General features: G+C 67.3%; 27 protein-coding genes and 1 pseudogene. 13 read left to right on the top strand and 15 right to left on the bottom strand.

Annotated features, from left to right (window positions below):
* The first annotated feature begins 392 nt into the window (after window positions 1-392).
* The gene (locus IEQ11_RS16430) at window positions 393-1,025 is read left to right on the top strand and encodes a hypothetical protein (RefSeq protein ID WP_191822122.1); all 633 of its coding nucleotides are present in this window, start codon (window positions 393-395) and stop codon (window positions 1,023-1,025) included.
* A gap of 208 nt (window positions 1,026-1,233) precedes the next feature.
* On the opposite strand, the gene IEQ11_RS16425 is transcribed toward IEQ11_RS16430, so the two are convergent.
* From IEQ11_RS16425 to IEQ11_RS16415, 3 genes are all read right to left on the bottom strand, one after another.
* Entirely contained in the window at window positions 1,234-2,085 is an 852-nt protein-coding gene (locus IEQ11_RS16425; RefSeq protein WP_052756312.1) for a hypothetical protein, read from the bottom strand.
* 1 nt (window position 2,086) lies between these two features.
* Window positions 2,087-2,971 (bottom strand): acyl-CoA thioesterase II, encoded by an 885-nt coding sequence (tesB, locus tag IEQ11_RS16420; RefSeq protein WP_046657312.1) that lies wholly within the window; start codon window positions 2,969-2,971, stop codon window positions 2,087-2,089.
* A gap of 112 nt (window positions 2,972-3,083) precedes the next feature.
* On the bottom strand, window positions 3,084-3,665 hold the full coding sequence (locus IEQ11_RS16415) for an N-acetylmuramoyl-L-alanine amidase (RefSeq protein ID WP_228464693.1): 582 nt from the start codon (window positions 3,663-3,665) through the stop codon (window positions 3,084-3,086).
* 22 nt (window positions 3,666-3,687) lie between these two features.
* Here IEQ11_RS16415 and IEQ11_RS16410 point away from each other — a divergent pair, with 22 nt between their 5' ends.
* From IEQ11_RS16410 to IEQ11_RS16385, 7 genes and pseudogenes are all read left to right on the top strand, one after another.
* Window positions 3,688-4,200 carry an MOSC domain-containing protein gene (locus IEQ11_RS16410; RefSeq protein ID WP_036109291.1) on the top strand — a complete coding sequence of 171 codons (513 nt, stop codon included), beginning with the start codon at window positions 3,688-3,690 and terminating at the stop codon, window positions 4,198-4,200.
* Between the two features lie 481 nt (window positions 4,201-4,681).
* Window positions 4,682-5,209, top strand: coding sequence for an alpha/beta hydrolase (locus tag IEQ11_RS16405; RefSeq protein WP_191822139.1), 528 nt, complete (start codon window positions 4,682-4,684; stop codon window positions 5,207-5,209).
* A 13-nt stretch (window positions 5,210-5,222) separates the two neighbouring features.
* Window positions 5,223-6,125, top strand: a pseudogene (locus IEQ11_RS25960) (THUMP domain-containing protein); the annotation flags it as partial.
* Window positions 6,099-7,577, top strand: coding sequence for a bifunctional 23S rRNA (guanine(2069)-N(7))-methyltransferase RlmK/23S rRNA (guanine(2445)-N(2))-methyltransferase RlmL (gene rlmKL, locus IEQ11_RS25955; RefSeq protein WP_425494687.1), 1,479 nt, complete (start codon window positions 6,099-6,101; stop codon window positions 7,575-7,577). The pseudogene IEQ11_RS25960 and the gene rlmKL, both read left to right, overlap by 27 nt.
* 58 nt (window positions 7,578-7,635) lie before the next feature.
* Window positions 7,636-8,223, top strand: a complete 588-nt coding sequence (locus IEQ11_RS16395; protein ID WP_057922105.1) for a class I SAM-dependent methyltransferase — start codon at window positions 7,636-7,638, stop codon at window positions 8,221-8,223.
* Between the two features lie 312 nt (window positions 8,224-8,535).
* Window positions 8,536-9,396, top strand: a complete 861-nt coding sequence (locus IEQ11_RS16390; RefSeq protein ID WP_191822125.1) for a pirin family protein — start codon at window positions 8,536-8,538, stop codon at window positions 9,394-9,396.
* A 257-nt stretch (window positions 9,397-9,653) separates the two neighbouring features.
* Entirely contained in the window at window positions 9,654-9,899 is a 246-nt protein-coding gene (locus IEQ11_RS16385; RefSeq protein WP_191822126.1) for a hypothetical protein, read from the top strand.
* Window positions 9,900-10,105: 206 nt separating this feature from the next.
* Here the strand turns inward: IEQ11_RS16385 and aqpZ are convergent, their stop codons facing one another.
* The 7 genes from aqpZ to mfd form a co-directional block, all read right to left on the bottom strand.
* Window positions 10,106-10,816, bottom strand: coding sequence for an aquaporin Z (gene aqpZ / locus IEQ11_RS16380; RefSeq protein WP_036109456.1), 711 nt, complete (start codon window positions 10,814-10,816; stop codon window positions 10,106-10,108).
* Between the two features lie 220 nt (window positions 10,817-11,036).
* Window positions 11,037-11,516 carry a hypothetical protein gene (locus tag IEQ11_RS16375; RefSeq protein ID WP_157754069.1) on the bottom strand — a complete coding sequence of 160 codons (480 nt, stop codon included), beginning with the start codon at window positions 11,514-11,516 and terminating at the stop codon, window positions 11,037-11,039.
* Between the two features lie 107 nt (window positions 11,517-11,623).
* A complete protein-coding gene (locus IEQ11_RS16370) occupies window positions 11,624-12,484 on the bottom strand; it encodes a pirin family protein (protein ID WP_191822127.1) in 861 nt (286 codons plus the stop codon).
* Window positions 12,485-12,717: 233 nt separating this feature from the next.
* Window positions 12,718-13,128 (bottom strand): hypothetical protein, encoded by a 411-nt coding sequence (locus IEQ11_RS16365; protein WP_191822128.1) that lies wholly within the window; start codon window positions 13,126-13,128, stop codon window positions 12,718-12,720.
* Between the two features lie 83 nt (window positions 13,129-13,211).
* Window positions 13,212-13,730 (bottom strand): histidine phosphatase family protein, encoded by a 519-nt coding sequence (locus IEQ11_RS16360; RefSeq protein ID WP_191822129.1) that lies wholly within the window; start codon window positions 13,728-13,730, stop codon window positions 13,212-13,214.
* A 45-nt stretch (window positions 13,731-13,775) separates the two neighbouring features.
* The gene (locus IEQ11_RS16355; protein ID WP_191822130.1) at window positions 13,776-14,273 is read right to left on the bottom strand and encodes a GlcG/HbpS family heme-binding protein; all 498 of its coding nucleotides are present in this window, start codon (window positions 14,271-14,273) and stop codon (window positions 13,776-13,778) included.
* Between the two features lie 405 nt (window positions 14,274-14,678).
* Window positions 14,679-18,155: a transcription-repair coupling factor gene (mfd, locus tag IEQ11_RS16350; RefSeq protein WP_191822131.1), complete on the bottom strand. Its 3,477-nt coding sequence runs from the start codon at window positions 18,153-18,155 to the stop codon at window positions 14,679-14,681.
* Window positions 18,156-18,365: 210 nt separating this feature from the next.
* Between mfd and IEQ11_RS16345 the strand changes: the two genes are divergently transcribed.
* Window positions 18,366-18,656, top strand: coding sequence for a hypothetical protein (locus tag IEQ11_RS16345; protein WP_148650448.1), 291 nt, complete (start codon window positions 18,366-18,368; stop codon window positions 18,654-18,656).
* 129 nt (window positions 18,657-18,785) lie between these two features.
* Here IEQ11_RS16345 and IEQ11_RS16340 read toward each other — a convergent pair whose 3' ends face one another.
* Window positions 18,786-19,070: a hypothetical protein gene (locus tag IEQ11_RS16340; RefSeq protein WP_051547525.1), complete on the bottom strand. Its 285-nt coding sequence runs from the start codon at window positions 19,068-19,070 to the stop codon at window positions 18,786-18,788.
* A 247-nt stretch (window positions 19,071-19,317) separates the two neighbouring features.
* Window positions 19,318-19,908 carry a GNAT family N-acetyltransferase gene (locus IEQ11_RS16335; RefSeq protein ID WP_096415058.1) on the bottom strand — a complete coding sequence of 197 codons (591 nt, stop codon included), beginning with the start codon at window positions 19,906-19,908 and terminating at the stop codon, window positions 19,318-19,320.
* 1,027 nt (window positions 19,909-20,935) lie between these two features.
* On the opposite strand from IEQ11_RS16335, the gene IEQ11_RS16330 reads away from it, so the two are divergent.
* The 3 genes from IEQ11_RS16330 (at window position 20,936) to IEQ11_RS16320 (ending at window position 23,487) form a co-directional block, all read left to right on the top strand.
* Window positions 20,936-21,850, top strand: a complete 915-nt coding sequence (locus IEQ11_RS16330; protein ID WP_046657287.1) for a cation diffusion facilitator family transporter — start codon at window positions 20,936-20,938, stop codon at window positions 21,848-21,850.
* Between the two features lie 141 nt (window positions 21,851-21,991).
* The gene (locus IEQ11_RS16325) at window positions 21,992-23,005 is read left to right on the top strand and encodes a YwqG family protein (RefSeq protein ID WP_191822132.1); all 1,014 of its coding nucleotides are present in this window, start codon (window positions 21,992-21,994) and stop codon (window positions 23,003-23,005) included.
* Window positions 23,002-23,487 (top strand): GNAT family N-acetyltransferase, encoded by a 486-nt coding sequence (locus tag IEQ11_RS16320; protein ID WP_228464697.1) that lies wholly within the window; start codon window positions 23,002-23,004, stop codon window positions 23,485-23,487. The genes IEQ11_RS16325 and IEQ11_RS16320 overlap by 4 nt, the downstream gene beginning before the upstream one ends.
* A 139-nt stretch (window positions 23,488-23,626) precedes the next feature.
* Here IEQ11_RS16320 and IEQ11_RS16315 read toward each other — a convergent pair whose 3' ends face one another.
* The 3 genes from IEQ11_RS16315 to IEQ11_RS16305 form a co-directional block, all read right to left on the bottom strand.
* A complete protein-coding gene (locus IEQ11_RS16315; RefSeq protein ID WP_191822133.1) occupies window positions 23,627-23,851 on the bottom strand; it encodes a hypothetical protein in 225 nt (74 codons plus the stop codon).
* Window positions 23,852-24,112: 261 nt separating this feature from the next.
* Window positions 24,113-24,313: a hypothetical protein gene (locus tag IEQ11_RS16310; protein WP_096415056.1), complete on the bottom strand. Its 201-nt coding sequence runs from the start codon at window positions 24,311-24,313 to the stop codon at window positions 24,113-24,115.
* A 477-nt stretch (window positions 24,314-24,790) separates the two neighbouring features.
* A complete protein-coding gene (locus IEQ11_RS16305; protein ID WP_096415055.1) occupies window positions 24,791-25,651 on the bottom strand; it encodes a 23S rRNA (adenine(2030)-N(6))-methyltransferase RlmJ in 861 nt (286 codons plus the stop codon).
* 143 nt (window positions 25,652-25,794) lie between these two features.
* On the opposite strand from IEQ11_RS16305, the gene creB reads away from it, so the two are divergent.
* Window positions 25,795-26,466 carry a two-component system response regulator CreB gene (creB, locus tag IEQ11_RS16300; RefSeq protein ID WP_191822134.1) on the top strand — a complete coding sequence of 224 codons (672 nt, stop codon included), beginning with the start codon at window positions 25,795-25,797 and terminating at the stop codon, window positions 26,464-26,466.
* The last annotated feature ends 4 nt before the right edge of the window (window positions 26,467-26,470 follow it).

Here is a 26,470-nt window from a genome sequence, read left to right as displayed (position 1 = left end):
GACGCGGCGGGTGGGCGGGTGTCATGCGGGCGGTCTCGGGATGCGGCATCCGGCGATGCCTGCAGTCCTGGACGTGGCTCGCCGGGAAATGTGACCGACCGGCGCGGCCGCGGCAAGCGGCCGTTCGAAGCGGGGCGTTCGAAGCGGGCTTGCGCGCGCGGCGTCGAGCGCCGGCCGGGCGGGTCGTCTCGCGCGCGCCGATGCGTGGATAGGACGAGTCAGAAAGTCGATGCAATGCGATGCGGTTGGTGGAAACCGCGCGGTGATCGGGGCGCCGGCGCTGCATGCCGGCCCGCGCCCGTATTTCTAATGAATCGTCCGCGCCGATCGGCGCGGACGGCGCGGGCACACAGGCCCGCGTCTCATTACAGAAGTAGCCATGGAGAATTTTCATGATTGCAAGATCGCTCCTCCCCCTGGCGGTGCTGTCGGCGTTGGCGATGGCGCCGCTGTCGGTGGCCCGCGCCAACGACGATCCGATTGTCAGCACGGCCAAGACCTCTTACTCCACCAACCACGAGGGCCCGCTTTACACCCAGTTGCTGGAGCGGCCCGACATCGTCGATTCGCAGCAGATCGTCGACACCCACCTGGTGGTCGCCAACAACGAACTGGACTGCACCGCCGCGGTGCTCGAACTGATCACGGACGGGTGGGGGTATCCGGCGGAAATACAGCCGCCAACGGACAGGTGCGCGTCCTCGCGCGGTGCCATCAACGAATTGCCTCCCTTCGACCTTCCGGCCGGCACCATGCCCGGCCTGTGGATCAGCGATATCGCCCGCAAGCCCGAGCCGGGACAGACCACGCCGACGGCGAAGGGCCGGGTGGTGAGCATCCACAGCGCCGGCAACATAGATTTCATGTTCCACAATCAGATGTCGCCGAACTGGCAGTACGACGCCCAGCCGGAGGACAAGACGCCTTTCGGGACGAGAATCCGGGTCACTCAGACCAAGGGCACGTTGATCGTCGACGGCAGGATCATCGGTCAACGCTTCGTGCTTAACCCGTTCGGGAAATAAGCGGTGACCGGCGATAAGCGCCGATCGCGCCAGCGCGGAACATCGCGCCCGGGCAGGATGTAAGCGGCGCAGGATGCGCCCGCGACGGCATGGCGGCCTGCTCGCCATGCCGTTGTTTCAGTGGTGCGCCAGCCGAACCGTCGTCGCGCGCTCGGGTGCGCCGGTCCGTTCGCATGCGCGACGCCGGCAGTCGCGGCGCGTGTCGCGCTCACCCCATCGCGCGTACGGTCTTGACCGTCTTGACCACCGTCCAGTTGCCGTCGACCAGCTTGACCTCGAGCGTCTTGTAGACCGCCTGCGAGCGGCTGAAGTACGCCGAATACTCGACCGTGCCGGTGCTCGCCGAGGTCGGCCGGAACGCATGCACCTGGATCAGTTCGGCCGGCGCGCCGTCGAGCGCGTGGCTGCCTTTTTCCTCGTCGGGCACTTCCACGCATTGGCTGGCCGGCAACAGGCGCAGGTTCGAGCGCGCGAGCGCGGTGAGCAGTTTGCGCGAGGCGTCGCTGCGGTCCACGCGCAGGCATTGGGTCGGCTGGTCGGCCTCGGCCAGTTGCTGCTTGAACACCGCCGCGGCCAGCCCGGCCGGTATCGCCGCGACGCTGCCGTCGAACTTGTGGGTCTGCAGCGCGACCATCGCCGGGTCGACCGCCGGCGCGGCCACCGGACGATTGCGCAGGTTATGGAACATCGCCAGGCCCAGCACCACCGCGATGCACAGCAGCAGGCCGATCTTGATCCGGAACGCGCGTTTCTGCCCCGGCGTGCGGGTCTGGTCGATGCTCGACTGGAAACGGAACGGCGCGTGATGCGCTTCCTCGGCGCGGGTGCTGTCGATCAGCCCGGCCTCGCGCAGCAGGTCGCGCGCGCGCAGCTGATCGCTCGACTGCACCACCCACACCGCCGGGCGCTCCTTGGGTTGTTCGGAATAACTGAAACTCGAACGACGGTTGCCCTTGTAGGAGCGATCGTTGGTGACCCGCACCTCGATCCCGGCATCGCGCAACAACTGCGCCACGCCTTCGACGTTTTCCAGTCGCGGACTGCTGAAGACCTGCCTCATGTCAGCCCTTCGCCGGCGCTTGCGCGGCCATCACGCGGATCAGGCCTTCCTGCGCGCTGCTGGCCACCAGATGGCCGTGACGGTCGAAGATCTGACCGCGCGCCAAGCCGCGCGCGCCTTGCGCGCTGGGGCTGTCGATCGAATACAGCAGCCAGTCGTCGGCGCGGAACGGACGGTGGAACCACAAGGCGTGATCGAGCGAAGCCATCTGCACGTTCGGCTGGTAGTAGCTGATGCCGTGCGGAAACGTCGCGGTGCCGAGCAGATGGAAGTCGGAGGCATAGGCCAGCAGGGCGCGGTGCAGTTCCGGCGCGTCGCCGACCGGTTCGCTCAGGCGGAACCAGACCTGCTGGAACGGCGGCCGCTTGGGCGGGTTGAGCTCGTCGCGCGGATACACGTGGCGGAACTCGAACGGCCCCTGCCGCGACAGCCAGCGCTGGACCTTGGTCGGCAGCGTCGCCATGACCTGCGCCGGCACCGCGGGCGCCGGGTCGATGTCCTCGGGCTTGGGCACTTCCGGCATCGACAGCTGATGCTCGCCGCCGTCCTGGTCTTCGTGGAACGAGGCGGCCAGGAAGAAGATCGGCTGGCCGTGCTGGATCGCGGTGACCCGGCGCACCGAGAAACTGCCGCCGTCGCGGGTGCGGTCGGCCTGGTAGACGATCGGCGCTTCGATATCGCCGGCCTTGAGGAAATAGGCATGCAGCGAATGCGCCGCGCGCGCGGTGTCGAGGGTGGCCTGCGCGGCCGACAGCGCCTGGCCGAGCACCTGCCCGCCGAACACGTACTTGGTGCCGATATCGCGGCTCTGGCCGCGAAACAGGTTGTCCTCCAATCGTTCCAGCGACAGCAGTTCGATCAGTTCGGAGACGGGGGAGGAGGTCATCGGCGCGCGGTTTGGGAGGTCGGGTGGAGTATAGCGGGACGCCCGGCACGGTCCGGGGCCACGCGGCGGGCCGGTGGTGTTGCGCACGGGCGCCGCGCGGTGCGCCGATACCTCAGCGCGGCAACCGCTCCAGGCCGCACGCCGCCAACACCCGCGGCCACGGAAACCACGGCCCCGGATCGAGCTTGCGCTGGACCAGCACCGAAGGATCGTCGCTGGACTCGACCTGGGCGGTGTCCAGGTCCTCGTGCCCGGCGATGAGGCGCAGCGAGGGCAGGCGTTGGCTCAGATCGTTCAACAAGGCGATCAGTGCCTCGATCTGCGCCGGGGTGTAGTCCTCGGGCATGGCCTGGCGGCGCGAATCCAGCCAGTGCGGATAACGGCCGATATTGACCAGTTCGATCCCGATCGAGCGCGGGTTGTAGCCGCGCACGTGATGGGCGACGCGGTCCTCGCTCACATAGCGCAGCACCGAGCCGTCGCGGTCGATGTAGTAGTGGCCGCTGTTGCCGGTGCCCGATTCGTCGTACAGCACCCGCTCGCCGTATTCGCGCGCCGTGGCCAGGTCGGGCAACTCGGTGCAATGGATCACCACCAGGTCGATCGAGGCCGGATCGCGCGGCGTCAGCCGGGCTTCGTAGGGCAGGGGCGCGGACGTGAGATTCAGGGGCGGCATGCCTGCGGATGCTACCATTCGCCCTCCCACGGAGCCCGCCATGACCCTGCCGCCCGCCGACTCCGCGCTAGGAAAACTGATGGCCACGTTGCCGCGGCCCGGCCGGGTCGAATGGATCGGCGTGCGTCCGGCGCGGGCGGTGCGGATGCAGGCCCTGGACGAGGTCGTCGCGCAGGCCGGCGCGGGCCTGGCCGGCGACCGCTACAAGGGCGGCAGCGGCAAGCGCGGCGTGACCCTGATCCAGGCCGAGCACCTGCCGGTGATCGCGGCCCTGTCGGGTCATGCGTCGCTGGAACCGGCGCTCCTGCGCCGCAATATCGTGATCTCCGGGCTGCCGTTGCTGGCCTTGAAGGACCGTCGCTTCCGTCTCGGCGACGCGCTGCTGGAATGGACCGAGTCCTGCGACCCGTGTTCGATGATGGAAGCCGCGCTCGGCCCGGGCGGTTTCAACGCGATGCGCGGCCACGGCGGCCTGTGCGCGCGGATCCTCGAGGGCGGCACGATCCGGCGCGGCGATGCGCTGGTGCCGGTGATCGATGCGGTCGCGGTTTGATTGCGCGATCGCTGCGGATGATCGGGTTGGCTGGTTTTTTTCGCGATCGGTTGCCGCCTCGTGACCGCGGGCCGAACATGCCCGTTTCGGCGCGCATGACCGATCGAGGCCGTTGGGATGGATTTCATGCGCGATCGTCGCCATGCCTTGTTGTTCGTTGGCGCGATGCGATCCGCGATCGTTTCACATCGGTTCTCGGATGATTGCGTCAGGACATGCGTGTCTGGACTTTTTCGGTGATCCGTACCTGCTTCATCTCGACTTAAAGATGATCATTCAAAGTCACTGCGTTCCCGGACTTTCGTCGTGATCTGTACCTACTTCACCTCGGCTCAAAGATGATCACTCCAGGTCACTGCATTCCCGGACTTTCGCAGTGATCTGCAACTACTTCACCTCGGCTCATAGATGATCACTCCAGGTCACTGCATTCCCGGACTTTCGCAGTGATCTGCAAATACTCCACCTCGGCTCATAGATGATCACTCCAGGTCACTGCATCCTCTCTCATGGCTTCGAAAGCGGCCCCGACGCGACCAAGGTCACCGCCTTGGCCGAGGCGGCGCAGCGTCTTGGCTGGACCCATGAGCGTCCCGATTACACCGACCTGGACGCCAAACGCGAGGTCAGCGAGCTGGGCGATGTCTACGCGCGCATCGAGCGCCTGCTCGGCCTGGCGCGCAAGGCTGCCGAGCGCGGGCCGGTGGTGCTCGCCGGGTCCAGCCTGGGCGCCTATATTTCCGGCGCGGTGTCGATGCAGGTCCGGCCCGCCGCGCTGTTCCTGATGGCGCCGCCGATCGCGATGGGCCCGGCGCCGGTGCTGCAGGCCGCCGATGTGCCGATCAGCATCATTCACGGCTGGGACGACGAACTGATCCCGGCCGCCGACGTCGTCGCCTGGGCCCATCCGCGCCGCGCGCGGTTGCTCCTGGTCGACGACAGCCACCGCCTTACGGCGCACGTGCAGGGCAGCGCCGACGCGTTTGCGCGCCTGCTCGAAACATTGTGAGTACCGCGCAAGCATGAGCAAGTTCTACGCAAGCTGCGGCAAGGGTCTGGAATACCTGTTGGCCGACGAACTAATCGCGCTGGGTTGCCAGCGCGCGACCGCCGCCACCGCCGGCGTCAACGTCGAAGGCGAACTCTCCGACGCGCAGCGCGCGGTGCTGTGGTCGCGTCTGGCCAGCCGGGTGTTGTGGCCGATCGCCGAATTCGATTGTCCCGACGAACACGCGCTGTACGCCGGCGTCGCCGCGCTGGACTGGCCCGCGCACATGGAGAGCGTGCATACGCTCGCGGTCGACGCGCACGTGTCGGGCGAGGCGATCACCCACGCGCGCTACGCCGCGCAGCGGGTCAAGGACGGCGTGGTCGACGTGATGCGCGCGCGCACCGGTTCGCGGCCCGATGTCGATACCGACCAGCCCGATCTGCGTTTGAATCTGGTGATCCGCAAGGGCAAGGCGATCGTCTCGATCGACCTGGGCGGCGGTTCGCTGCATCGCCGCGGCTGGCGGCAGAAACAGGGCGAGGCGCCGCTGAAGGAAAACCTCGCCGCGGCGGTGTTGCTGCGCGGCGGTTGGCCGAAGGTGTATGCCAACGGCGGCGGCTTGTTCGACCCGATGTGCGGCAGCGGCACCTTGCTGATCGAAGGCGCGCTGATGGCCGCCGACGTCGCGCCGGGTCTGCTGCGCCACGGCGCCTTGCCGCCGACGCGTTGGCGCGGTTTCGATTTCGCCCGCTGGCGGGTGTTGTGCGAACAGGCGCGCGAGCGCGAAGCCACGGGACTGGCCGCGCTGCGTCCGGTGTTCGCCGGCAGCGATATCGATCCGCATGCGATCCGCGCGGCGCGCGATAACGAGATCGAGGCCGGGTTGGCGGGGGTGATCGAGTGGAATGTGGCGGCGGTGGAGTCGTTGCAGGCGTTGCCCGCATCACTGCAAGCGTCATTGGTTTCGCCTGCGTCCGTATCGGATCGTCATTCCCGCGAACGCGGGAATCCAGCGGCTTTGCTGGCGGATGGCGATAAGGCACTGGATTCCCGCCTTCGCGGGAATGACGGTCTTGAAGAAGCGATCTCGTCCGAGACCGGCGCAGGCTCGGGTAAAAACGAGCATAGCGATACCCAGACTCCGGGCCTGGCCGTCTGCAACCCGCCCTACGACGCCCGCCTCGCCGCCGATCCCGCGCTGTACCGCGCCCTGGGCGAAGCGCTCAAGCGCACCGTGCCGAGCTGGCGCGCCAGCCTGCTGTGCGGCGATCCGGCGCTGGCTCAGGCCACGACCCTGCGCGCCAGCAAGAAGTATCAGATCTTCAACGGCGCGATCGAATGCGCCTTGATCGTGTGCGAGCCGATCGCGCGCGTCGGCCACGCCGAGCGCAAGGCCCAGGCCGAAGACGCCGCGCCGCAGCCGCTGAGCGAAGGCGCGCAGATGGTCGCCAATCGCCTGCGCAAGAACCTGCGCAAGCTCAAGAACTGGCGTCAGCGCGAAGCGGTCGACTGCTTCCGCGCCTACGACGCCGATCTGCCCGAGTACTCGGCCGCGATCGACGTCTACACCACCGACGAAGCGCAGCCGCGCACCTACCTGCATGTGCAGGAATACGCCGCGCCGTCCGACATTCCCGAAGCCGACCAGCGCCGTCGTCTCAACGAGTTGCTCGCGGCTGCGCGCGAAGTGTTCGCGGTGCCGCGCGAGCGGCTGGCGATCAAGACCCGCGCGCGCGGCAAGGGCGGCAGCAAGTACGGCCAGTTCGATCAGCGCGGCGAATTCATCGTCGTGCGCGAAGGCGCCGCGCGGCTGCGGGTGAATCCGTTCGACTACCTCGATACCGGTCTGTTCCTCGATCACCGGCCGATGCGCCTGCGCATCGCCGAGGAAGCGCGCGGCCGCCGTTTCCTCAATCTGTTCGGCTACACCGGCGCGGCCACCGTGCATGCGGCGGTCGGCGGCGCCCACGAGACCACCACCGTCGATCTGTCGGCCACGTATCTGCAGTGGTGTTCGGACAATCTGCGCGAGAACGGCGTGACCGGTTCGCAGCACCGTCTGGCCCAGGCCGACGCGGTGCAATGGCTGGAGGCCGATCGCGGCCGTTACGACCTGATCTTCTGCGATCCGCCGACCTTCTCCAATTCCGCGCGCGCCGACGATTTCGACATCCAGCGCGAACACGTGCGGCTGCTGCGCGCCGCGGTCGCGCGCCTGGCCGACAACGGCGTGCTGTATTTTTCCAACAACTTCCGCCGGTTCCGTCTGGACGAAGAGGCGATCGCCCAGTTCGCCCGCTGCGTGGACATCAGCGCGCAGACGATTCCGCCGGATTTCGAACGCGACGCCCGGATCCACCGCTGCTGGCGGTTGGAGCCGCGTTGATGCCGTCCCCTTTTCGTCGTAGCAGCCTCGCGCGTGCGCGTTGCTCGGAGCATCGCGCATGAAGTCGCATCGCAAGCCCGGTACCTGGACCTTCTTCCGTCAGTGGCTCAAGAACCCGTTGCGGGTGGCGGCGGTGGCGCCGTCCAGCGCCGAGCTGGCCGCGGCGATGATTTCCGAATTGCCCGACGACGTGAACCGGGTGATCGAACTCGGCGGCGGCACCGGCGCGATCACCCGCGCCTTGCTCGATGCCGGCATCCGCGACGAAGACCTGCTGGTGCTCGAACTCAACGAAGAACTGCACGCGCATCTGCACCTGCGTTTTCCGCAGGTGCCGGTGGTGCTCGGCGACGCGCGCGAGTTGCCGCAGTTGGCGCGCGACGCCGGCTATCTGCGGACCGGTCCGGCCGACGCGATCGTCTCGGGTCTTGGCTTGCTGACGATGCCGCACCCGCTGCAGCGCGATATCCTCGGCGCGGCGTTCGAATGCCTGCGCGAGGACGGCGTGTTCGTGCAGTTCACCTACGGCCCGGCCGCGCCGGTGGCCGATCCGGTCGCGCGCTCGCTGGGGCTGCAGGTGCGGCGCGGCGATTTCGTGTTGCGCAATGTGCCGCCGGCGACGGTGTATGTGTACACCCGGGTGTAGTGCCGACAGCTAGGCGAGCGACTCCGTGTCCAGCGCCGACAAACGCTTTCCCTCTCCCGCTTGCGGGAGAGGGGAGGGTGAGGGCACTCCAGCCGCCGAAGTTCTGCGCAATCCCGTTTCCCTCACCCCGGCCCTCTCCCGCAAGCGGGAGAGGGGGACAAGCTGCGTGGGTGAGACGTAAGACGTAAGCGGACGACGGCGGCTTATCGTTCTGTTTATGTGACTTATGATTGCATTTTGTGCTCTGTCGTTCCGAAAATGCGGTGGCATCCTATGCCCATCGCCAATCCGGCGTCCCGATAGGAACCACCCATGGCCACCGCCACCCCCACCGCTTACGCCCGCGTCGGCCGCAAGCTGCGCGGCCAGCCGACCTCCGATGGCGCCGGGGTTCGCCTGACCCGGGTCATCGGCGGCCCGCAGCTGCCCGACCTCGACCCGTTCCTGCTGCTCGACGAATTCGGCACCGACCAGCCCGAGGATTACCTCGCCGGCTTCCCGGAGCACCCGCACCGCGGCTTCGAGACCGTCACCTACATGCTCGACGGCCGAATGCGCCACAAGGACAACCACGGCAACGAAGGCGTGCTGGTCCCCGGCAGCGTGCAGTGGATGACCGCCGGTCGCGGCCTGGTGCACTCGGAAATGCCCGAGCAGGAAGCCGGCCGCATGCGCGGCTTCCAGCTGTGGGTCAACCTGCCGGCGCGCGAGAAGATGACCGAACCGAAATACCAGGAGTTCGCGCCCGACCGCATCGTCCAGTTGCAGCCGGCCGACGGCGTGCGGATCAAGCTGATCGCCGGACGCATCGGTGATGTGCGTGGCCCGATCGCGCAGCCGGCGACCGACCCGGTCTACCTCGACATCGCGCTCGAGGCCGGCGCGAGCTGGGAGTACGAATTGCCCGAAGGCCACAACGCCTTCGCGTACGTCTACGAAGGCGGCGTGCAAATCGGCGACGGCGAGGACGCGCGCGCGGTCGATGCGCAGGAACTGGCCGTGCTGTCGGGCGGCAACGTGCTCAAGCTGGGTGATGCGAAGCAGGACAGCCGCCTGATCGTGATCGCCGGACGGCCGCTGCGCGAGCCGGTCGCGCGTTACGGTCCGTTCGTGATGAACACCAAGCAGGAAGTGATGCAGGCCTTCGTCGATTTCCAGGAAGGCAAGTTCTGATCGCGATCGATGCAGGAAGCCGCGACGAAAAAGGCCACGCGCGAGCGTGGCCTTTGGTTTTTGCGCGCCGGTATTCGCATGCGCGGCTAGTTTCGTGCGTACTTGAACGCGGATGTTTCAGCCGCGATACGTCAGCCGCCCGCTGGCGCGCGCGTTGTTTTCTATCGGACGCAACATCGACGCAGGCCCGCGGCGATGGGCGCAGACACGCGCGCGGCCGCGCAGGCGGCGGTGGGCGTCACAAGGAGCAACATCGCATGGCCACCCAGCTCGACCCCAAACAGATCACCCTCGTCGCCACCTTCGTATCGGCCGGCGTCGCCAACGGCGCCAGCGGCTGGATGATCGTCGGCGGCAAACTCAAGAAGATCCCGCCGCGCGGCATCAAGCAATTGCAGGCGGTATCGCAGATGCTCAACGCCGCCGACGCGGTCGGCAACGCGCGACTGGCCGCGCAGCTGCAGCAGACCGCGATCGAGGTCGCGAACGAGGCGGTGCATTAGTCGACCTCGCATGGGCGCGCGGATCGTTGCAACATCGATCTTGCGCGTTCGTCGTCGTTTCGCACAGATCGTTGCGGTGCAGGTCGGGTCGCATCGCGCTCAAGCGATCGACGCGCGTTGCTCGCAGAGAAGCCGCGCGCCCAGCGCCTCACCTAAACGAAAAGCCGCGCAGATGCGCGGCTTTTCGTTTCCAATCGAGCGAGGTTTCAATCCTTGCCGAGCCAGCGATACACCGCGCCGCCGAGCAGGCCGCCGACGATCGGCGCGACCCAGAACAGCCACAACTGGCTCATGGCCGCGGCGCCCGCGAACAAGGCCACGCCGGTCGAACGCGCGGGATTGACCGAGGTGTTGGTCACCGGAATGCTGATCAGATGGATCAAGGTCAGGCCCAGGCCGATCGCGATCGGCGCGAAGCCGGCCGGCGCGTTCTTGTGGGTGGCGCCGAGGATGATGATCAGGAACATCGCGGTCATCACCACTTCGGTCAGCAGCGCCGCGGTCAGCGAATAACCGCCGGGCGACATCAGGTCGTAGCCGTTGCTGGCGAAGGTGCCGGCCGCGTTGGGGTCGATCGCGAAACTGCCGTTGCCGCTGGCGATCTGCAGCAGGATGAAACCGGCGAGGATGCCGCCGAGCACCTGGGCGACGATGTACGGAAACAGGTCCTTGGCCGGGAACCGGCCGCCGGCCCACAGGCCGAAACTCACCGCCGGATTGAAATGGCCGCCGGAGATGTGGCCGAACGCATACGCGCCGGTCAACACGGTCAAGCCGAACGCCAGCGCCACGCCGAGCAGCCCGATGCCGAGCGGATTGCCCGCGCCACCGAAATTGGCCGCCAGCACGGCGCTGCCGCAGCCGCCGAGCACCAGCCAGAAGGTACCGATGAACTCCGCACCGAGTCGCTTGATCATGATCGTCATCCTTTGAGGTAGTGGGGCATGCAGGCCCTGCGGATCGACGATCAACCCTGTTCAGTCTTGGAACGGGGCAGTTCGACCCTGTTCAGCCAGGCCATTCTTATGCTGGCCGATTCCTCAAAAATGAGCAACACGTCACAAATGTGGAGCGCGGACACAGTAAAGCGACCGCGCTGAGCCAGCGCGGTCGCTTTGTTGGGACGTACTGCCTGAATTACTTGTTCGCGCTCAGTTGGGCCGACGGAAATCGCAGGCCCTCGGTCTGGCCGATGACCTCCTTGAGCTGATCGGGCGAGGAGGCCTGCAGCCAGATGTGCGCGATCTTGCCCGAGCCGATTTCGATCAGCGTCTCGCGGACCTGGATATCGGGCTTGCCGGCGAGCTCGCCGCGATACCAGTACATCGCCTTGCCGTCGATCGTGCTGGCTTCGGCACGGTCGCTGCGTTTGGGCGAGAACGGCGATTTGCTGGCGATGTACAGGCCGAAGGCTTCCGAGCCGTCGGCGCGCAGAGCGCGGCAGAAATCCGAATCCGCGCTGGCGCGGTACTCCCAACGCAAGCCGGTGCTGGCGGGCAACGCCGGGCAATTGCCCGGGTCATCCGCAGCGGCGTCCTGGGCTTTGGCGTTGGCACACAATGCGAACAACAACACCAGCCACGGCACAGCGTGCTGGTTCTTTCCCCATGACTTCACGACACTTCCCCCTGCAACCGGATGTATGGTTAAGCGGTGTTGCGAGTCCTATAGGTTGTGACCTTAGTCCACTTTGCGGGGATTGACAAACGCCAGATTCGGAAAAGTCACCGTTCAGGTAATGGAATGAATTCGTGCTCACCCGGGATGTGACCGAATCGTCCCTCGGCCCAGTCCTGCTTGGCCTGTTCGATCCGCTCACGCGAGCTTGAGACGAAGTTCCACCACAGATGGCGCGGCCCATCCAGCGGTTCGCCGCCGAGCAACATGGCCTTGACCGGGGTCTTCGCGCGCAGCCGCGGCCGGCTGCCGGGATCGAGCACGATCAGGTGTTTTTCCGGCAGGTCGGCGCCATCGAGCTGGGCCTGACCTTCGAGCAGATACAACGCGCGCTCGGCGTGGCTGTCCTCGATCTCGAGCTCCTTGCCCGGGTCCAGATCGATGGCCACGTACAGCGTGTCGGCGAATACGCGCACCGGCGATTCCTGACCGAAGCCGCGGCCGGCGACCACGCGCAACCAGGCACCGTCGCGGTGCAATTGCGGCAAGGTCGCGGCGGGATGATGGTGGAAGGCCGGCGCGGTTTCCTCGAACGAGCGCGGTAGCGCGACCCAGGTCTGCATGCCGTGCAGCGGATGGCCGTCGGCGCGCGGTTTGTCCGGGGTGCGTTCGGAGTGGGCGATGCCGCGGCCGGCGGTCATCCAGTTGACGTCGCCGGGATGGATGTCCTGCACGCTGCCCAGGGTGTCGCGATGGCCGATCGCACCGGCCCACAGGAAGGTCACCGTGGCCAGGCCGATATGCGGATGCGGGCGCACGTCGATGCCGTGGCCGGGTTCGAACGCGGCCGGGCCCATGTGGTCGACGAACACGAACGGACCGACCGAACGCGCCTGCACGCTCGGCACGGCGCGGCGCACCTGGAACCCGCCCAGGTCGTGGATGCGCGGGGCGATGATCGTGGTCATGGCGGACTCCTGCGGGACTGATACCCGCAGATTGGCATGACTTTTATGCATTCGCGGTGTCGATGCTGCAACTCGGTGTTGCAGTTGCCGCGCTTGGTCGAGGCACGGGACCGGGTGCTTGCGCCGCGTGCGCGATGCGGTGCGGCAGCGAGCGAGATGGCGCCCATCGCGACAGTGGTCGCCGGCCTTGGGCCGCTATCGATCCGGTGGACGCCGAGCCCACGATCGGCCCATCACTTCGCCTGGAATTGCACCGTCGCATGCGGCGGCTCGGCGAAATCCAGCGCCTGCAATTCGAACGTCCACGCACCCGCGCTCTTGCTCGGTTCCGCCGGCGTGTTGAGCGACACGCTAGTCTTCTTACCATCGCTGGCGGTCCACTGGAACTCGAGCGTCGCATCGCCGGCCCAGATGCACTGCAGGCCCGGCTTGCAGCGCGAATCGGCGGTGACGGCGACGAAACGCAGCCGCGAGTGGTCGGGCAGGGTCACTTCATCGCCGGGTTGCATCGACAGCGGCTGACCCGGCCGGGCGGCGTCGCCACCGTTGGGCTTGGCATCGGCGGGATCCGACGGCGCGGCGTGCGCGCAGGCGGTCAGGGCGAACACGCACGACAGCATCAAGGCGATCAACGCGAATTTCATGGCGGAACTCCCTGCGGGCGGACAAACGAACGGGCAGGAGCATGCTCGGCGATCTTCGATGGCGCGTCCAGCCGCGCGCCGCGTCACTGATCGCGCGATTCGGTGTAGCGCGGATGGCCGTCGCGATCGAAGTCGATGCGCATGCGCCGGTCGAATTCGGTTTCCGCCATCGGCGCCACCGTGCATTGGCACAGTGCCGCGGCGATGTCGGGCGCGGTATTGCTGTGAGCGACCACCAGCACCGTGCCGGCGGTGTGCTCGCGTCGCAGGCTCGCGGCGAAATCGGTTGCCGGCTGTTTGGCGTCGTAGGTGACGACCTGCAGGCCGTGCGATCGCGCGGTCGGTTCGCCGGTCTGCTGGGTGCGGCGATACGCGGTGGCATAGACCGCGCGCACCGGCTGGTTTTTCAGCGCGGCGGCGAGGCGCTCGGCGCGCGCGCGGCCGGCTTCGCTCAGGTTGGGATCGCGCGGATCGTCGTTGGCTTTTTCGGCGTGGCGCACGATCACGAAACTCGAGTTCTGCGTCGGTATCGGCGGCGCGCTCGCGCAGGCGGCGAGCAAGACGCTCAAGCTCAGGGCGGAAAGACGAGTGATCGGAGCCATGCTGATATCCCTGAAACGCTTCGAAGTGCGGATGCTGCGACCGGCCTACTTCAACACATCGGCGCCGGCCTGGGCGATCTCGCCGTCCTGCGCGGCGCGCGCGCCGGACACGCCGATGCCGCCGATCACCTGATCGCCGTGCAGCAGGCGCACGCCGCCTTCGATCGGGGTGATCGACGGCAGTCCGAGCACGACGTTGTTGCCCTCGCTGAGCAGCTTTTCGTGGAACGCGGTATCGCGGCGGTAATTGACCGCATGCATGGCCTTGCCGATGGCGACCTCGACGCTGGAGTTCGGCGTGCCGTCCATGCGCTGGAAGTGCACGAGCCGACCGGCGTCGTCGACGATCGCGATCGACACGCTCAAGCCCTGGGCGCGCGCCTTGTCTTCGGCGGCCTGGGCGATCTGCTTGACCGCGGCGAGATTGAGCGTGGTGCGTTGGCTGAGTTCGATCTTCATGGCGGCGGCTGCGGTGAGCGCGAGCGTGGACAGCGCCGGCATCAGCAGCGCGAGGGCGAGGAAGCGTGCGTGGCGAGACGGCATGAGGCGCGCGGCGAGGTAGGGAAGCGCGGATGGTAGGGCGGATGCGGGGTGGTGGGCAGTGTGGAATGTCAGGGGATGAGGGCTTATGTGGGGCGAGGAGTGAGTGGAGAGGAGTGAGGAATGAGTAAAAGCGAAGCGGGCAGATGACATAGGCGCGGGGGCGCATAAGCGGGGCTCACGGATATTTCCGACGCCTGCGCCCGCGAAATTCGCGGCGAACAGTTCCCCCCTTTGAAAAAGGGGGGCTAGGGGGGATTTGCTTTTCGCTCACGATCATCGCGACGAAGCAAAAGCGAATCCCCCGCGCTACCGATCAGTCGCACATCGTGCCGACGCCGGGCGCTCGCCCCCTTTTGCAAAGGGGGCATGACGTAACGCGCGGCGCGTTATGTCCGGTGCTCGACCTCAGTGCTTGGTATCGAGCAAGGTCAACAACCCCTTGGCCGCCGCCAATCGCGCCAGCGCATCGGGCAAGTCCAGCTTGATCCGCAACTTGTCCGGCCCGTCCATCTGATACAGCTTCGGCTGGCCTTGGATCAGCTTGATCACCGACATCGGATCCACGTTCGGCCGTTCGACGAACTGCAGGCGGCCGCCCTTGTCGCCCAGGTCGAGTTTGCGGATGCCCAGGTTGGTCGCGATCAACTTCAGTTCGGCCACCGCGAACAGATGCTTGGCCGCGTCGGGCAACAGGCCGAAGCGGTCGATCATCTCGACCTGCAACTCGCGCAGTTCCTCGCTGTCGCGCGCGCCGCTGATGCGCTTGTACAAGGTCAGGCGGGTGTGCACGTCGGGCAGGTAATCGTCGGGAATCAGCGCCGGAATATGCAGTTCGACTTCGGCGCCGCGCGATTCGGTCGAATCCAGATCGGGCAGCTTGCCCTGACGGATCGAGCGCACCGCGCGTTCCAGCAATTCGGTGTAGAGGCTGAAACCCACCTCGGCCATCTGCCCGCTCTGATCCTCGCCGAGCAACTCGCCGGCGCCGCGGATTTCCAGGTCGTGCGTGGCCAGGGTGAAACCGGCGCCGAGCTCGTCCATCGAAGCGATCGCTTCCAGGCGCTTTTGCGCGTCGGAGGTGATCGAGCGCTTGTCGGGCACCACCAGATACGCATAGGCGCGGTGATGCGAACGGCCGACCCGGCCGCGCAGCTGATGCAACTGCGCCAGGCCGAACTTGTCGGCGCGGTTCATGATGATGGTGTTGGCGTTCGGGATGTCGATGCCCGACTCGATGATGGTCGTGCACAGCAGGACGTTGAAGCGCTGCTTGTGGAAGTCGAGCATGACGCTTTCGAGTTCGCGCTCGGCCATCTGGCCGTGAGCGACGCCGATGCGCGCCTCGGGCACCAATTCCTCGAGCTGACGCTTCATCCGGCCGATGCTCTCGACATCGTTATGCAGGAAATACACCTGGCCGCCGCGCGACAGCTCGCGCTGGAAGGCTTCGCGCAATTGCATGTCGTCCCAGGGCACGACGAAGGTCTGCACGGCGAGGCGATGCGCGGGCGGGGTGGCGATGATGCTCAGGTCGCGCAGGCCGGCCATGGCCATGTTGAGCGTGCGCGGGATCGGCGTCGCGGTCAGAGTCAACAGATGCACGTTGGCGCGCAGCGCCTTGAGCGCTTCCTTCTGGCGCACACCGAAGCGCTGTTCTTCGTCGACGATGACCAGGCCGAGGTCCTTGAAGCGCACGTCGCCCTGCAACAGGCGATGGGTGCCGACCACGACATCGATCTTGCCCTCGGTCAGCTTCTCCAGTTCGGCCTTGATTTCCTTGGTGCTCTTGAACCGCGACAGCACCTCGACCTTGAGCGGCCAATCGGCGAACCGATCGCGGAAATTGCGGTAATGCTGCTCGGCCAACAACGTGGTCGGCACCAGCACCGCGACCTGCTTGCCGGCGGTGGCGGCGACGAAGGCCGCGCGCACCGCGACTTCGGTCTTGCCGAAACCCACGTCGCCGCAGACCACGCGGTCCATCGGCTGGCTGCTGCCGAGGTCGCGGATCACCGCTTCGATCGAGGAATGCTGATCGGGCGTTTCCTCGAACGGGAAACCGGCCGCGAACGGTTCGTACATCGAACGGTCGACGTCCAATGCAAGGCCAGCGCGGGCCTGGCGCTTGGCCTGAATTTCCAGCAGTTCGGCGGCCACGTCGCGGACTTTTTCCGCGGCCTTGCGCTTGGCCTTGGTCCATTGCTCGCCGCCGAGCGAGTGCAGCGGCGCGGTTTCGACCGAAGCGCCGGAGTAGCGGCTGATCAGGTGCAACTGCGCGACCGGCACGTACAGCCGGTCGCCCTTGGCGTATTCGATTTCCAGGTATTCGCCGGGTTGGCCGCCGGCTTCGAGCACGATCAGGCCGCGGTAGCGACCGACGCCGTGATCCTCGTGCACGATCGGCGCGCCTTCGGACAGCTCGCCCAGGTCGCGGATGATCGCTTCGGGTTCGCGGCCGACCCGCTTGCGCCGACGCGGCTGTGAGGCGCGTTCGGGAAACAGCTGGCGTTCGGTCAATATCGCCAGCGCCGGTACGCTGAGCGCGAAGCCGTCGTCGAGCGGCGCCACCGCGATCGCGAAGCGGCTGGCGCCGTCGCGGAACGATTTCCAGTCGGCGACCACATCGGGTTTCAGCGCCGCGGCCTGCAGCACTTCGAGCAGCGCTTCGCGGCGGCCGGCGGTGTCGGCGGCGATCAGCACGCGGCCGGGATAGCTGCCCAGGAACGACTTCAACGCTTCGGCCGGCGCGGCGTCGCGCGCGGCCACCGGCAGGGTCGGCGCGGGTTGATCGCCCAGCGCGACGGCCTTGGCGCGTTGCGGATGCTGTTCGCCGCACAGTTCGATGCGCGCGGCCTGATTGAGGCGTTCGCGCAGGCCGACCGGGGTCAGGTACAGCGAATCGGGCGGCAGCAGCGGGCGTTCGAGATCGTGGCGGCGTTGTTCGTAGCGTTCGCCGGTGTGGCTCCAGAATTGATCGGCCGCTTCCAGCGCGCCGTCGGCGATCACCGGCAGGACCTTGTCGCCGAGGTAATCGAACAAGGTCGCGGTCTGTTCGAAGAACAGCGGCAGGTAGTACTCGATGCCCGAGGGCGCGATGCCGGCCTTCAGATCCTGATACAGCGCGCTGCGCCGGGTATCGAGATCGAAGCGTTCGCGCAGCGCATCGAGCGCGCGCTTGAGCGAGACGTCGTCGAGCGGCACTTCGCGGCCCGGCAACAGGTGCACGCGGTCGATCTTGTCGAGCGAGCGCTGCGATTCGGGATCGAACGCGCGGATGGTGTCGATCTCGTCGTCGAGCATCTCGACCCGGAACGGCGTGTCGGCGCCCATCGGGTAGACGTCGAGCAAGCCGCCGCGGACCGCGAAATCGCCCGGATCGAGCACCTGCGGCACATGCCGGTAACCGGCGGATTCGAGCCGGCGTTTTTCGTTGTCGAGGTCCAGGCGCTGGCCGACGCGCACATCGAAACTGCCGCCGACCACATGCCGCAACGGCGCCAGCCGCTGCAACAGCGTCTGCACCGGCACCACCACGATGCCGCGCTTGAGCGAGGGCAGGCGATGCAGAGCCGACAGACGCTGCGAGACGATGTCCGGGTGCGGACTGAACAAGTCGTAGGGCAGGGTTTCCCAATCCGGGAAGCTCAGGACCGGCAACGCGCCGTCGTGGCCGGCGTCGGCGCCCAGCAGGGTGCGCAGGTCGGATTCGAGTTGATGCGCGCCGTGGTTGTCGCGCGCGACCGCCAGCAGCGGGCCGTCGTAGTCGGCGCCGGCGCGGGCGATCGCCCAGGCCAGGGCGGACGGCGAAGCCGGCGCGCGCCACCAGGCGCGCTGCTGGCCGGTTTTAGGCAAAAGGGCAGACACGTGATTGGGGGAACTCACAGAGGGCGGCTAGGTTAGCCGCCGGGGGACATAAGGTCACGTCGCGCGCGCGGGCTTTCGCCTGCATGATGGCGCGGCGCCGAAGGACGGACCGGAACAGTTCGTCCGGCGCAGGGGCCGGCGCTTGTGATGGCCGGCTCACGCGGGCCGAAGCCGCCATCGCGCGGCATCGGTCTTACGCTCATGAAGATCATGGAGGAAAGTGCAGTCATGAAGCTCGATTCGTTGGTTTCGCGGTTCCGCCGGCCGTTGCTGGCGTTGGGTGTGATGAGTGTGGTCGTGGCGTCTGCGTCGGTGTGGGCTCAACCCCCGCGTCCGCCGACCGCGGTCTCGGTGACCAGCTACTACACCGATGCCTCGCATGCGTACGTGGCCGGAGTGGTCTTCTACGGGGATTGCCCGGCGATCAGTTCCGGCAGCCTGATCGGCGCTTCGACGCCGTATTCGGACACCACCACGGTCATGTGCGACGACGTGGACAGCGTGCCGCTGCCGTTCTGACCGGTGCCGCGCTAGTTTCAATGGGGTCGTAGTCGGCCCGTGACAAGGCGCCCGGGAACGGGCGCCTTGTCGTTCTTGCATGGCCGATGACCGTCGGAGACGGCAGGGCCACATCGGCCGGGTGGTGAATCAGTTCTGGTTGTTGCAGGTGGCGTAGTGCCAACTGAACTTCGCGGTCTGCTGGCCCCAGTCCAGCGGCCTCGGGCCGGGGCAGCCGGCGCCCTGGTAGCGCATGCCGACGACCCTTTCGATGTCGTCGCGACCCGCCGGGCCGTAATAGGTATAGACCAGCCAGCCGCTGCCGGACGGCGGGACCGGCAAGGCCGAACTCGCCACCGAGAACAATCCGCCGACCACGATCGTGGCCAGCATGGCGATGCGTTTGAAACCCGAGCGCTGCGTCGTCGTTTGCATAAGAGACTCCTTGTCGTACGCGGTTGTCGAAGGTGCGGCCGACCGGCATTGCGCCGCAGGAGCAATCGCGGCGGCATCCGGCCATGGCGACACGAACGCAGCCTAGCAGCCGGACTTGGCCGCTGCGCGCGGGCGCGACGTATTTGCTTTTTCGCGGTGTTTGGCTGCTAAGCCGCGTGCGCGCGGCAAGCCGCGGCGGTGACGAAGACGGCGATCGGGCCCGCGCCATAGCGCGAGCCGGACTATCTCAAGTGCCTGGCGTGGTCTCGCCGCCGGCGCGGCTGTCGACGGCGGGTTTGCTGCGCAGGTCCAGCGACACCCGGATCAGGCCCGGCGCGTCCTGCTGGAATTCGCGTTCGAACCCCAGCGACTGGGCCAGCGACAGCATCGGCGTGTTGTGCTCGAACACGTCGCCGTAGAGGCGATGCACCTTCTTGCCGCGCGCCCATTTCACCAGCCGGGTCATCAGATAACGGCCCAGGCCCATATTGGCGATGTAGCGGCTGACCAGGATCGCGAACTCGGCGTCCTGGGTGCGTTCGTCGATCGCGACCCGCGCGACCGCGCCGACCAGGGCCTCGCCCGGCGGCAGCGGCTCGGCCGCGACCAGGGCGAATTCGGTGCGCGGATCGATCCGGGTGAAGCGCTCGGCCATGTCCGGGGTGAGTTCCTTGAGCGCATACAGGAAGCGCTGTCGGACTTCGTCGGGCTGGAGCAGGGCGAAGCCGGCCCGCAGGGGCTCGGCATCCTCCGGCCGGACCGGGCGGATCAGAACTTCGCGTCCGTTGGGAAGACGCTGGCGTTCGTGCCAGGGAGGCAAACGTTCACGCGTGGCCATGGTTGGGATAGTGGCACATTGTGACGAATTTGGCCCTTCATCTTCGTGAGGGGCGCTCGCCGGTGCGATCGGCGGCGCTGAGCGCGTTGGCGGTCGGCTCATCGGACCTGCGCCGGTGAAGGGTGGGCCGGCGCAGGCTCCAGTACAGCGGTTTTGTTGACGCGATGCACGGTGGAAATGAGAATGGCTCGCATGATGGCTGGGTGATGACGGCCTGACAATGCCCCCACGGCCAGCCAGGACGCCAGTGCCTGGCGCGCCGGCCTTCAGCCAGCCGCCCTCTTTCGACCGCGCCCGGCGCCGGGCCCTTGATCGGACCTTTGCGTCCTGGGCGCGGCCGGCTGGGTCCGGCGATGGGCGGGGCGCCCTGCGGTGCCGATGGCGAGGCGGCAATCCGCCTGGGCCGGCCTGGCTCAGCTTGCCGGCGGCGCTGGCGGACGAAAGCCGAGTCAGCGAATGGGTGGCCGTGTGTGCGGAGCCTGGCGCTGTGCCACAGACGCAAGAAGAATCGGCAGGCCGGCATTGCGAAGAACCTGCGCGATCGAGTGCAAGGCTCGCCTCGATGCAGGCCGGCGAGGTCGGCGCGAAGGACGCGGTGCTGGGGTGATGCCTGCCTTGCCGAACTAATGTCTACGCCGTGCGTTCGGCGATCAGGTTGCCGGCGATGGGCGCGATGCAAACGCGACGGCGATGTCCCGGTTTTGATTCCGGATATTGATCGCGCGCTGCTTGCAGCGGGGCTCGCGGCGGGTGGATTGGCGCGGTCGCGGCTTGCGCCGCTCCTACAGGGGGCAGGCGTTGCTTGCCGGCGATCGGGTGGTCGCGCAAGCCGCATGGGCTTGGTGTAGGGGCGGCGCGAGCCGCCACCGCGTGACTTCATCGACGCCGTGGACTCGCCTGCCCGCGTGGATGCCGTCGTCGCGCCTTACACCCCGCAACGTCCGCGCTGGCACCCGCCCCGGCCTATCCAAAGGCCAGCATCGGCAATGCTAGACTCCGCCGCTCGACCCGAAGGAGCAGTTCAGTCATGGCAGGTGGTGGCGATTCAACCCGCGCGATTTTGTTCGCACTTGGCGCCAATTTCGCGATCGCGGTGGCCAAGGGCGTGGCCGCGTTCTTCACCGGTTCCAGCGCGATGCTGGCCGAAACCGTGCATTCGCTGGCCGACTGCGGCAATCAGGGGCTGTTGCTGCTGGGGCTCAAGCAGTCCAAGCGGCCGCCGACGCCGGACTATCCGCTGGGCTACGGCAAGGCGATCTACTTCTGGTCGTTCCTGGTCGCGGTGATGCTGTTCACCGTCGGCGGCATGTTCTCGCTGTACGAGGGCATCCATAAATTGCAGCACCCCGAGCCGCTGAAGCAGTGGTGGTGGGCGGCCGGCGTGCTGGCGTTCGGCATCGCCGCCGAATGGGTCTCGATGCGCGCCTGCCTGCAGGAAGTGGCCAAGGCGCGCGGTCAGCGCTCGCTGTGGCAGTGGTTCCGCGAAAGCCGCCAGGCCGAACTGGTGGTGATCTTCGGCGAAGACCTGGCCGCGCTGCTGGGCCTGGTGCTGGCGCTGGGCGCGGTGCTGCTGGCGGTGTTCACCGGCAACCCGATCTGGGACGCGATCGGCACCATCTGCATCGGCGCGCTGCTGATCATCGTCGCGGTGTTCGTCGCGATCGAAGTCAAGGCGATGCTGATCGGACAGAGTGTGGATCCGCTGCGCCAGCAGCAGATCCGCGAGTTCCTCGATTCGCGCCCGGAGATCGCCCGGGTCATCAGCGTGATCACCCTGCAGCTCGGCAACGAAGTGATGGTGTCGGTGCAGGCGCAGATGCGCGAAGAGCACAGCGTCGCCGGCCTGACCGAGCAGATCAACACGGTCGAGCGGGCGATGAAGCAGGCCTTCCCGGAAGTGCGCTGGAGCTTCTTCGAGCCCGACCTCAAGCTCGGCGACTGAGCGTTCGCGCCGTCGCGCAACAAGCCGGCCGGGGGAGCGAATGCTCCCCCGGCTTTTTTCTGGGCGAGCAACGCTCACGCTCGCGGCTTTTCCTGGCCATAATCCCGCCTGGAGAACCGGCAAGCGAATGGACGGCGGACGATGAAGACGGGCAAGGCGGTATTGGTGTCGGTGGGGATCATCGCGGCGGTGCTCGCCGTCGCCGGCGGCGTGGGCTATTTCGTCTACAACAAAGTCGAAAGCCGCAGCAAGCAGGCGGCCGCGCAGATGAAGGCCGAAGCCGAGCGCGACGACGCCGACCGCAGCGCGCCGCAATGCGGCAGCCACGACGACGACGAACGCGCCAAGGCGGTATTGGCGCCGATCGAACCGGCCTTGCAGAACACCCAGCGGCCGGTCGCGCGCATCGAACTGGAAACGATGAAGGCCGACGACGTCGCGGTCAGCAAGGTCGGCGGCCGCGCGTACTGGGCGGCCGGGCGCGACTATCCGCGCGATTCGAAGGGCCAGCCGCTGTTCCTGCTGGCGCAGATCCAGCTCGGCGAATTGCCGAAGATGCCCGGTTATCCCGAGCGCGGCATGCTGCAGTTCTTCATCTCCGGCGACGATTTCTACGGCGCCGCCATCGACGCGGCGCACGGCCCCAAGCGGATGGACGCACTGGCCGAGCCGAAGGGGTTCCGGGTGGTGTACTGGGCCGATGCGAGCGCGCCGGCGATCGTGCCGCCGGCCGCGACCGTCGGCCTCGACGCGCTGCCGTTCGATCCGGCCAAGCCACGCCGCATCCGTTTCAGCGCCGACCACGAGACCATGGGCATCCACGATGTCGGCCTGGCCAAGGTGCTCGGCACCGATATCGACGCCTTGGCCGAGCGCTATATCAGCGCCAATGTCGACGATCGCGTCGCCGCCGAGGACCTCAGCGACGAAGTGTCCGACTACCTCGATCGCAGCGGCCATAAGCTCGGCGGTTATCCCGATTTCACCCAGGACGATCCGCGCGGCGCCGACGACAAGCGCGTGCTGCTGTTCCAGCTCGACAGCGACGACGGGCTGATGTGGGGCGATTCGGGCATCGCCAATTTCTTCATCGACCCCGCCGACTTGGCGCGCGCGGATTTCAGCCGCGTGTCCTACCACTGGGATTGCTATTGAGCGCGCCGGTCGCGCGCGCGTACCGCGAGGGCGACCACGCCGCCTGCGTGGCGCTGTTCCAATCCAACGTGCCCGAGTATTTCGCCGCGGTCGAGATCGATGATTTCCTGCAGACCTTGCAGCAGGTGGATCGGTATTGGGTGATCGAACTGGCCGGCGAGGGCATCGTCGCCTGCGGAGGTTACGACGGCGTGGACGACGAGCCGGGTGTCGCGGCGCTGTGCTGGGGCATGGTGCGGCGCGATCTGCACCGGCGCGGCCTCGGCGATTTTCTGGTCCGCGAACGTCTGCGCCGGATCGATGCCGACGAGGATTTCAACGCGGTGGTGATCGAGACCACGCGTTTCAGCTGCGACTTCTACGCACGCTACGGCTTCGTGGTGACCCGCGAACAGGCCGACGGCTTCGCGCCGGGGTACGACCTGGTGGAAATGCGCCGGACGGTGCCGTGGCCGCGCTCGCCAGGCGCGCGCGGCGTTTAGCCCGAACGCCGACGCAACGGCGCGCGAGTTCGCCCGGCGCGCGTGCGGCGATGCGCGCGCACGGGCCGGGCGGTATTCGTCGCGCGCTGCCATCGCGGTACCGCCTGCTGCCTGGCGATACGGCGGCAGCCGTTCGAGGTCAGGGCACTTCGCAGCCGGCCCGTCCCATGCAGCCCAGATAGGCGCGCTCGCATGCCCCGGGCGGGCCGCCGGCCAGTTCGCAATTACGTTGTATGCGTTCGCAGTTGACGATCGCCTGCGGCGTGCACAGCGCGGCGAACGCGGTGGTCGACAGGCCGGCGCTGAACACGAAGGCGCAGGCGAACAGCAGCGCGGTCCTGGATCGTTTCGTCGAACGGGTCATGGGCATTCCTTTGTCGATGTGAGCGGATTCACGGCAACGATGCGGATGACGGGCATCGTTGCCGCGTGTCGTGAAAGACCGCGGCGTTGCGCGGCGGCAGTGGCTGATGCAGTCCAGCCGAGTGGATCGAGTGGTGTGCGCGGTGGCGGGTGGTCGCGCGGCAATCGGGCGCGACGGTGAAACCGGCGTCGCGCCGGGTGGCTCGCGGCCGCGGAGGTGGCTCCGCGGCCGCGGATGAATCGCCGCGATCGAATCCCGCGATCAGGGGATGACGCAGCCGCAACCGCGATAGCAGCGGTTGTAGTTCAGTTCGCAATCGGTGGTGGCCGGATCGCACAGGCTGTAGGCGCGTTCGCAACCCAGGCGGCAGGTGTTGTTGCACGCGGCGATCGCGGTGGTCGCCATGCCGATGCCGAAGGCGAATGCGCACAGGGCGAGAAGGGTGGATTTCTTCCTGATCATGGGAACGTCCTGTCTGAGCCCGTCATTGGGCACGGGCCGTCATACGCCGAACCTCGGCGTCGCCGCAAGGCGGTTTTCTGACAGGTGCGCAGCCTGGGCCGGTATGAAGCGATAGGTAAAAATGCCGGTTTTTCAGCGGTTTTCGCTGGTCTGGTCGGCGCGCCGCGGCCGCGCGATGGCGATGGGCGACGGCGAAATGCAATCGGCGATGGCGTTAGGCGGCCATCACGGCAGGGTGTCTCGCTGCGCTGCAACGCGGTATTGCGGCGATGATTCTTGCGACGCCGCAGTGCAGGCTGTGATCGGGTACGCAGTTGCGTTTGTGATCGATCGACAAGGCGCTGCGCGCGGAGACGGCTTGGCTTGCATCGCGCGAGGAGGTCGGGTCGCTGCCGTCCGCGCCGAATCCGCTCGCCTGAGTCGTGAGGCTCGGGCGGTGGGAGAAGGCCGGCACGCAGCCTCGCGCCGGCCGACCGTTCAATCGCCCTGCTTGAGCCAGGTGATCGCGGCGGACGCATCCGCGGTTTCGCCCAAGGTGCGCGCGAGCACCGGCAGCACCGCGTCGAGGGTGCGATCGAATTGCCACGGCGCGTTGAGCAGCAACAGGCCGCTGCCGTTCATGCGCAGCGGCGAATCGTCGGCGCGCACCAGCAGTTCGGCGGTCATCACCGACTTGGCCGGCAGGGTCGCGGCGCGGCGGTAGAACGATTGCAGCGAGCGGCGACGCTTGATCGGATACCACAGCAGGTAAATGCCTTGCGGCCAGCGCGCCAGCGCATCGCGTAGCGCGCCCAGGGCGGTGTCGAATTCTTCCAGCTGCGCTTCGTACGGCGGGTCGATCAGGACCAAGCCGCGATTGAAACGGGTCGCGCCGAGCTTGGGCGGCAGCAGCGCCTTCATCCCGGTGTAGCCGTCGCGGGCGTGGACCGCGACCCGGGTGTCGTTGTCGAAGTGATGCTTGAGCTGGGCCGCTTCCTCCGGCTGCAGTTCGCAGGCGGCGATGCGGTCGTCCTCGCGCAGGGCGTGCGCGAGCAGCCACGGCGAGCCCGGGTACGCAGCCGGCCCGTGCTCGGCGCGGCAGGCGCGCACCGCGGCGAGGTAGCGGCCGATCGCCGGCTGCTTGGGCGCCTCGGCGAGCAGCCGGCCGATGCCGCCCTCGGCCTCGCCGGTGCGCTGCGCCGAATTGCCGTCGAGCGGGTACAGCCCGCGTCCGGCATGGGTATCGAGCGCGAACAGCGGCGCCGGCTTGGCGGTCAGCGCGTCGCACAGGGCCAGCACGGCGATGTGTTTGAGCACATCGGCGTGGTTGCCGGCGTGGAAGGCGTGGCGATAGTTCATGAGGGGCGGCCGGGAATAGGGAATCGGGAATGGGGAATCGGCAACAGCAAAAACCCCGGCGTTGGGTCGGGCAGGGCATCATTATGACGGCAAGTAGGCTTTCCCTCGATTCCCGATTCCCGATTCCCGATTCCCGGCCCCCCATGCGCATCCTGCTAGTAGAAGACGAATCCGCCATCGCCGACACCGTGCTCTATGCGCTGCGCGCCGAGGGGTTCGAGGCCACCCACTGCCTGACCGGCGGCGAGGCGCTGCGCGAGGCGCAGCGGGTGGCCTATGACCTGGCCGTGCTCGATATCGGCCTGCCCGACATCGGCGGCTTCGCCCTGTGCCGCGAGCTGCGCCGCAATCGCGACCTGCCGGTGATCTTCCTGACCGCGCAGAACGCCGAGGCCGATCGCATCCTCGGGCTGGAGATCGGCGCCGACGATTACGTGACCAAGCCGTTCTCGCCGCGCGAACTGGCCACCCGGGTGCGGGTGGTGCTGCGGCGCAAGGGCGGGGCGAACATTCCGGCCGAGTCCGAGGCCGGTTTCGTCCACGACGGCGAGGGCAAGCGCATCCGCTACCGCGGCCAGGCGCTGGACCTGACCCGCTACGAATACGGCCTGCTGGCCGCGCTGCTGCAGCGTCCCGGCGCGGTGCTGTCGCGCGCGCAGCTGATGGACCGGGTCTGGGGCGATGCGCTCGACAGCGGCGACCGCACCGTCGACACCCACATCAAGACCCTGCGCGCCAAGCTGCGCGAAATCGGCCCCGACAGCGACCCGATCCGCACCCATCGCGGTCTGGGCTATTCGCTGGAGCTGGGCTGAGATC

Origin of the sequence: Lysobacter capsici, assembly GCF_014779555.2 — a bacterium.
Classification (GTDB): Bacteria; Pseudomonadota; Gammaproteobacteria; order Xanthomonadales; family Xanthomonadaceae; genus Lysobacter; species Lysobacter capsici.
The sequence above is the reverse complement of the archived record's forward strand: the minus strand, read 5'-3'. Positions and strand labels throughout refer to the sequence as shown.

Excerpts from the sequence above, each read along its gene's own strand:
- IEQ11_RS16335 (WP_096415058.1), bottom strand. The coding sequence starts at position 19,908 with ATGGCCACGCGTGAACGTTTGCCTCCCTGGCACGAACGCCAGCGTCTT.
- IEQ11_RS16355 (WP_191822130.1), bottom strand. The coding sequence starts at position 14,273 with ATGCCGTCTCGCCACGCACGCTTCCTCGCCCTCGCGCTGCTGATGCCG.
- IEQ11_RS16305 (WP_096415055.1), bottom strand. The coding sequence starts at position 25,651 with ATGAACTATCGCCACGCCTTCCACGCCGGCAACCACGCCGATGTGCTC.
- IEQ11_RS16390 (WP_191822125.1), top strand. The coding sequence starts at position 8,536 with ATGGCCACCGCCACCCCCACCGCTTACGCCCGCGTCGGCCGCAAGCTG.
- IEQ11_RS16415 (WP_228464693.1), bottom strand. The coding sequence starts at position 3,665 with ATGGTAGCATCCGCAGGCATGCCGCCCCTGAATCTCACGTCCGCGCCC.
- IEQ11_RS16425 (WP_052756312.1), bottom strand. The coding sequence starts at position 2,085 with ATGAGGCAGGTCTTCAGCAGTCCGCGACTGGAAAACGTCGAAGGCGTG.
- IEQ11_RS16430 (WP_191822122.1), top strand. The coding sequence starts at position 393 with ATGATTGCAAGATCGCTCCTCCCCCTGGCGGTGCTGTCGGCGTTGGCG.
- IEQ11_RS16345 (WP_148650448.1), top strand. The coding sequence starts at position 18,366 with ATGAAGCTCGATTCGTTGGTTTCGCGGTTCCGCCGGCCGTTGCTGGCG.
- IEQ11_RS16340 (WP_051547525.1), bottom strand. The coding sequence starts at position 19,070 with ATGCAAACGACGACGCAGCGCTCGGGTTTCAAACGCATCGCCATGCTG.
- IEQ11_RS16370 (WP_191822127.1), bottom strand. The coding sequence starts at position 12,484 with ATGACCACGATCATCGCCCCGCGCATCCACGACCTGGGCGGGTTCCAG.
- creB (WP_191822134.1), top strand. The coding sequence starts at position 25,795 with ATGCGCATCCTGCTAGTAGAAGACGAATCCGCCATCGCCGACACCGTG.
- IEQ11_RS16385 (WP_191822126.1), top strand. The coding sequence starts at position 9,654 with ATGGCCACCCAGCTCGACCCCAAACAGATCACCCTCGTCGCCACCTTC.
- IEQ11_RS16395 (WP_057922105.1), top strand. The coding sequence starts at position 7,636 with ATGAAGTCGCATCGCAAGCCCGGTACCTGGACCTTCTTCCGTCAGTGG.
- IEQ11_RS16365 (WP_191822128.1), bottom strand. The coding sequence starts at position 13,128 with ATGAAATTCGCGTTGATCGCCTTGATGCTGTCGTGCGTGTTCGCCCTG.
- tesB (WP_046657312.1), bottom strand. The coding sequence starts at position 2,971 with ATGACCTCCTCCCCCGTCTCCGAACTGATCGAACTGCTGTCGCTGGAA.
- IEQ11_RS16410 (WP_036109291.1), top strand. The coding sequence starts at position 3,688 with ATGACCCTGCCGCCCGCCGACTCCGCGCTAGGAAAACTGATGGCCACG.
- IEQ11_RS16315 (WP_191822133.1), bottom strand. The coding sequence starts at position 23,851 with ATGACCCGTTCGACGAAACGATCCAGGACCGCGCTGCTGTTCGCCTGC.
- aqpZ (WP_036109456.1), bottom strand. The coding sequence starts at position 10,816 with ATGATCAAGCGACTCGGTGCGGAGTTCATCGGTACCTTCTGGCTGGTG.
- IEQ11_RS16310 (WP_096415056.1), bottom strand. The coding sequence starts at position 24,313 with ATGATCAGGAAGAAATCCACCCTTCTCGCCCTGTGCGCATTCGCCTTC.
- IEQ11_RS16360 (WP_191822129.1), bottom strand. The coding sequence starts at position 13,730 with ATGGCTCCGATCACTCGTCTTTCCGCCCTGAGCTTGAGCGTCTTGCTC.
- IEQ11_RS16325 (WP_191822132.1), top strand. The coding sequence starts at position 21,992 with ATGAAGACGGGCAAGGCGGTATTGGTGTCGGTGGGGATCATCGCGGCG.
- IEQ11_RS16330 (WP_046657287.1), top strand. The coding sequence starts at position 20,936 with ATGGCAGGTGGTGGCGATTCAACCCGCGCGATTTTGTTCGCACTTGGC.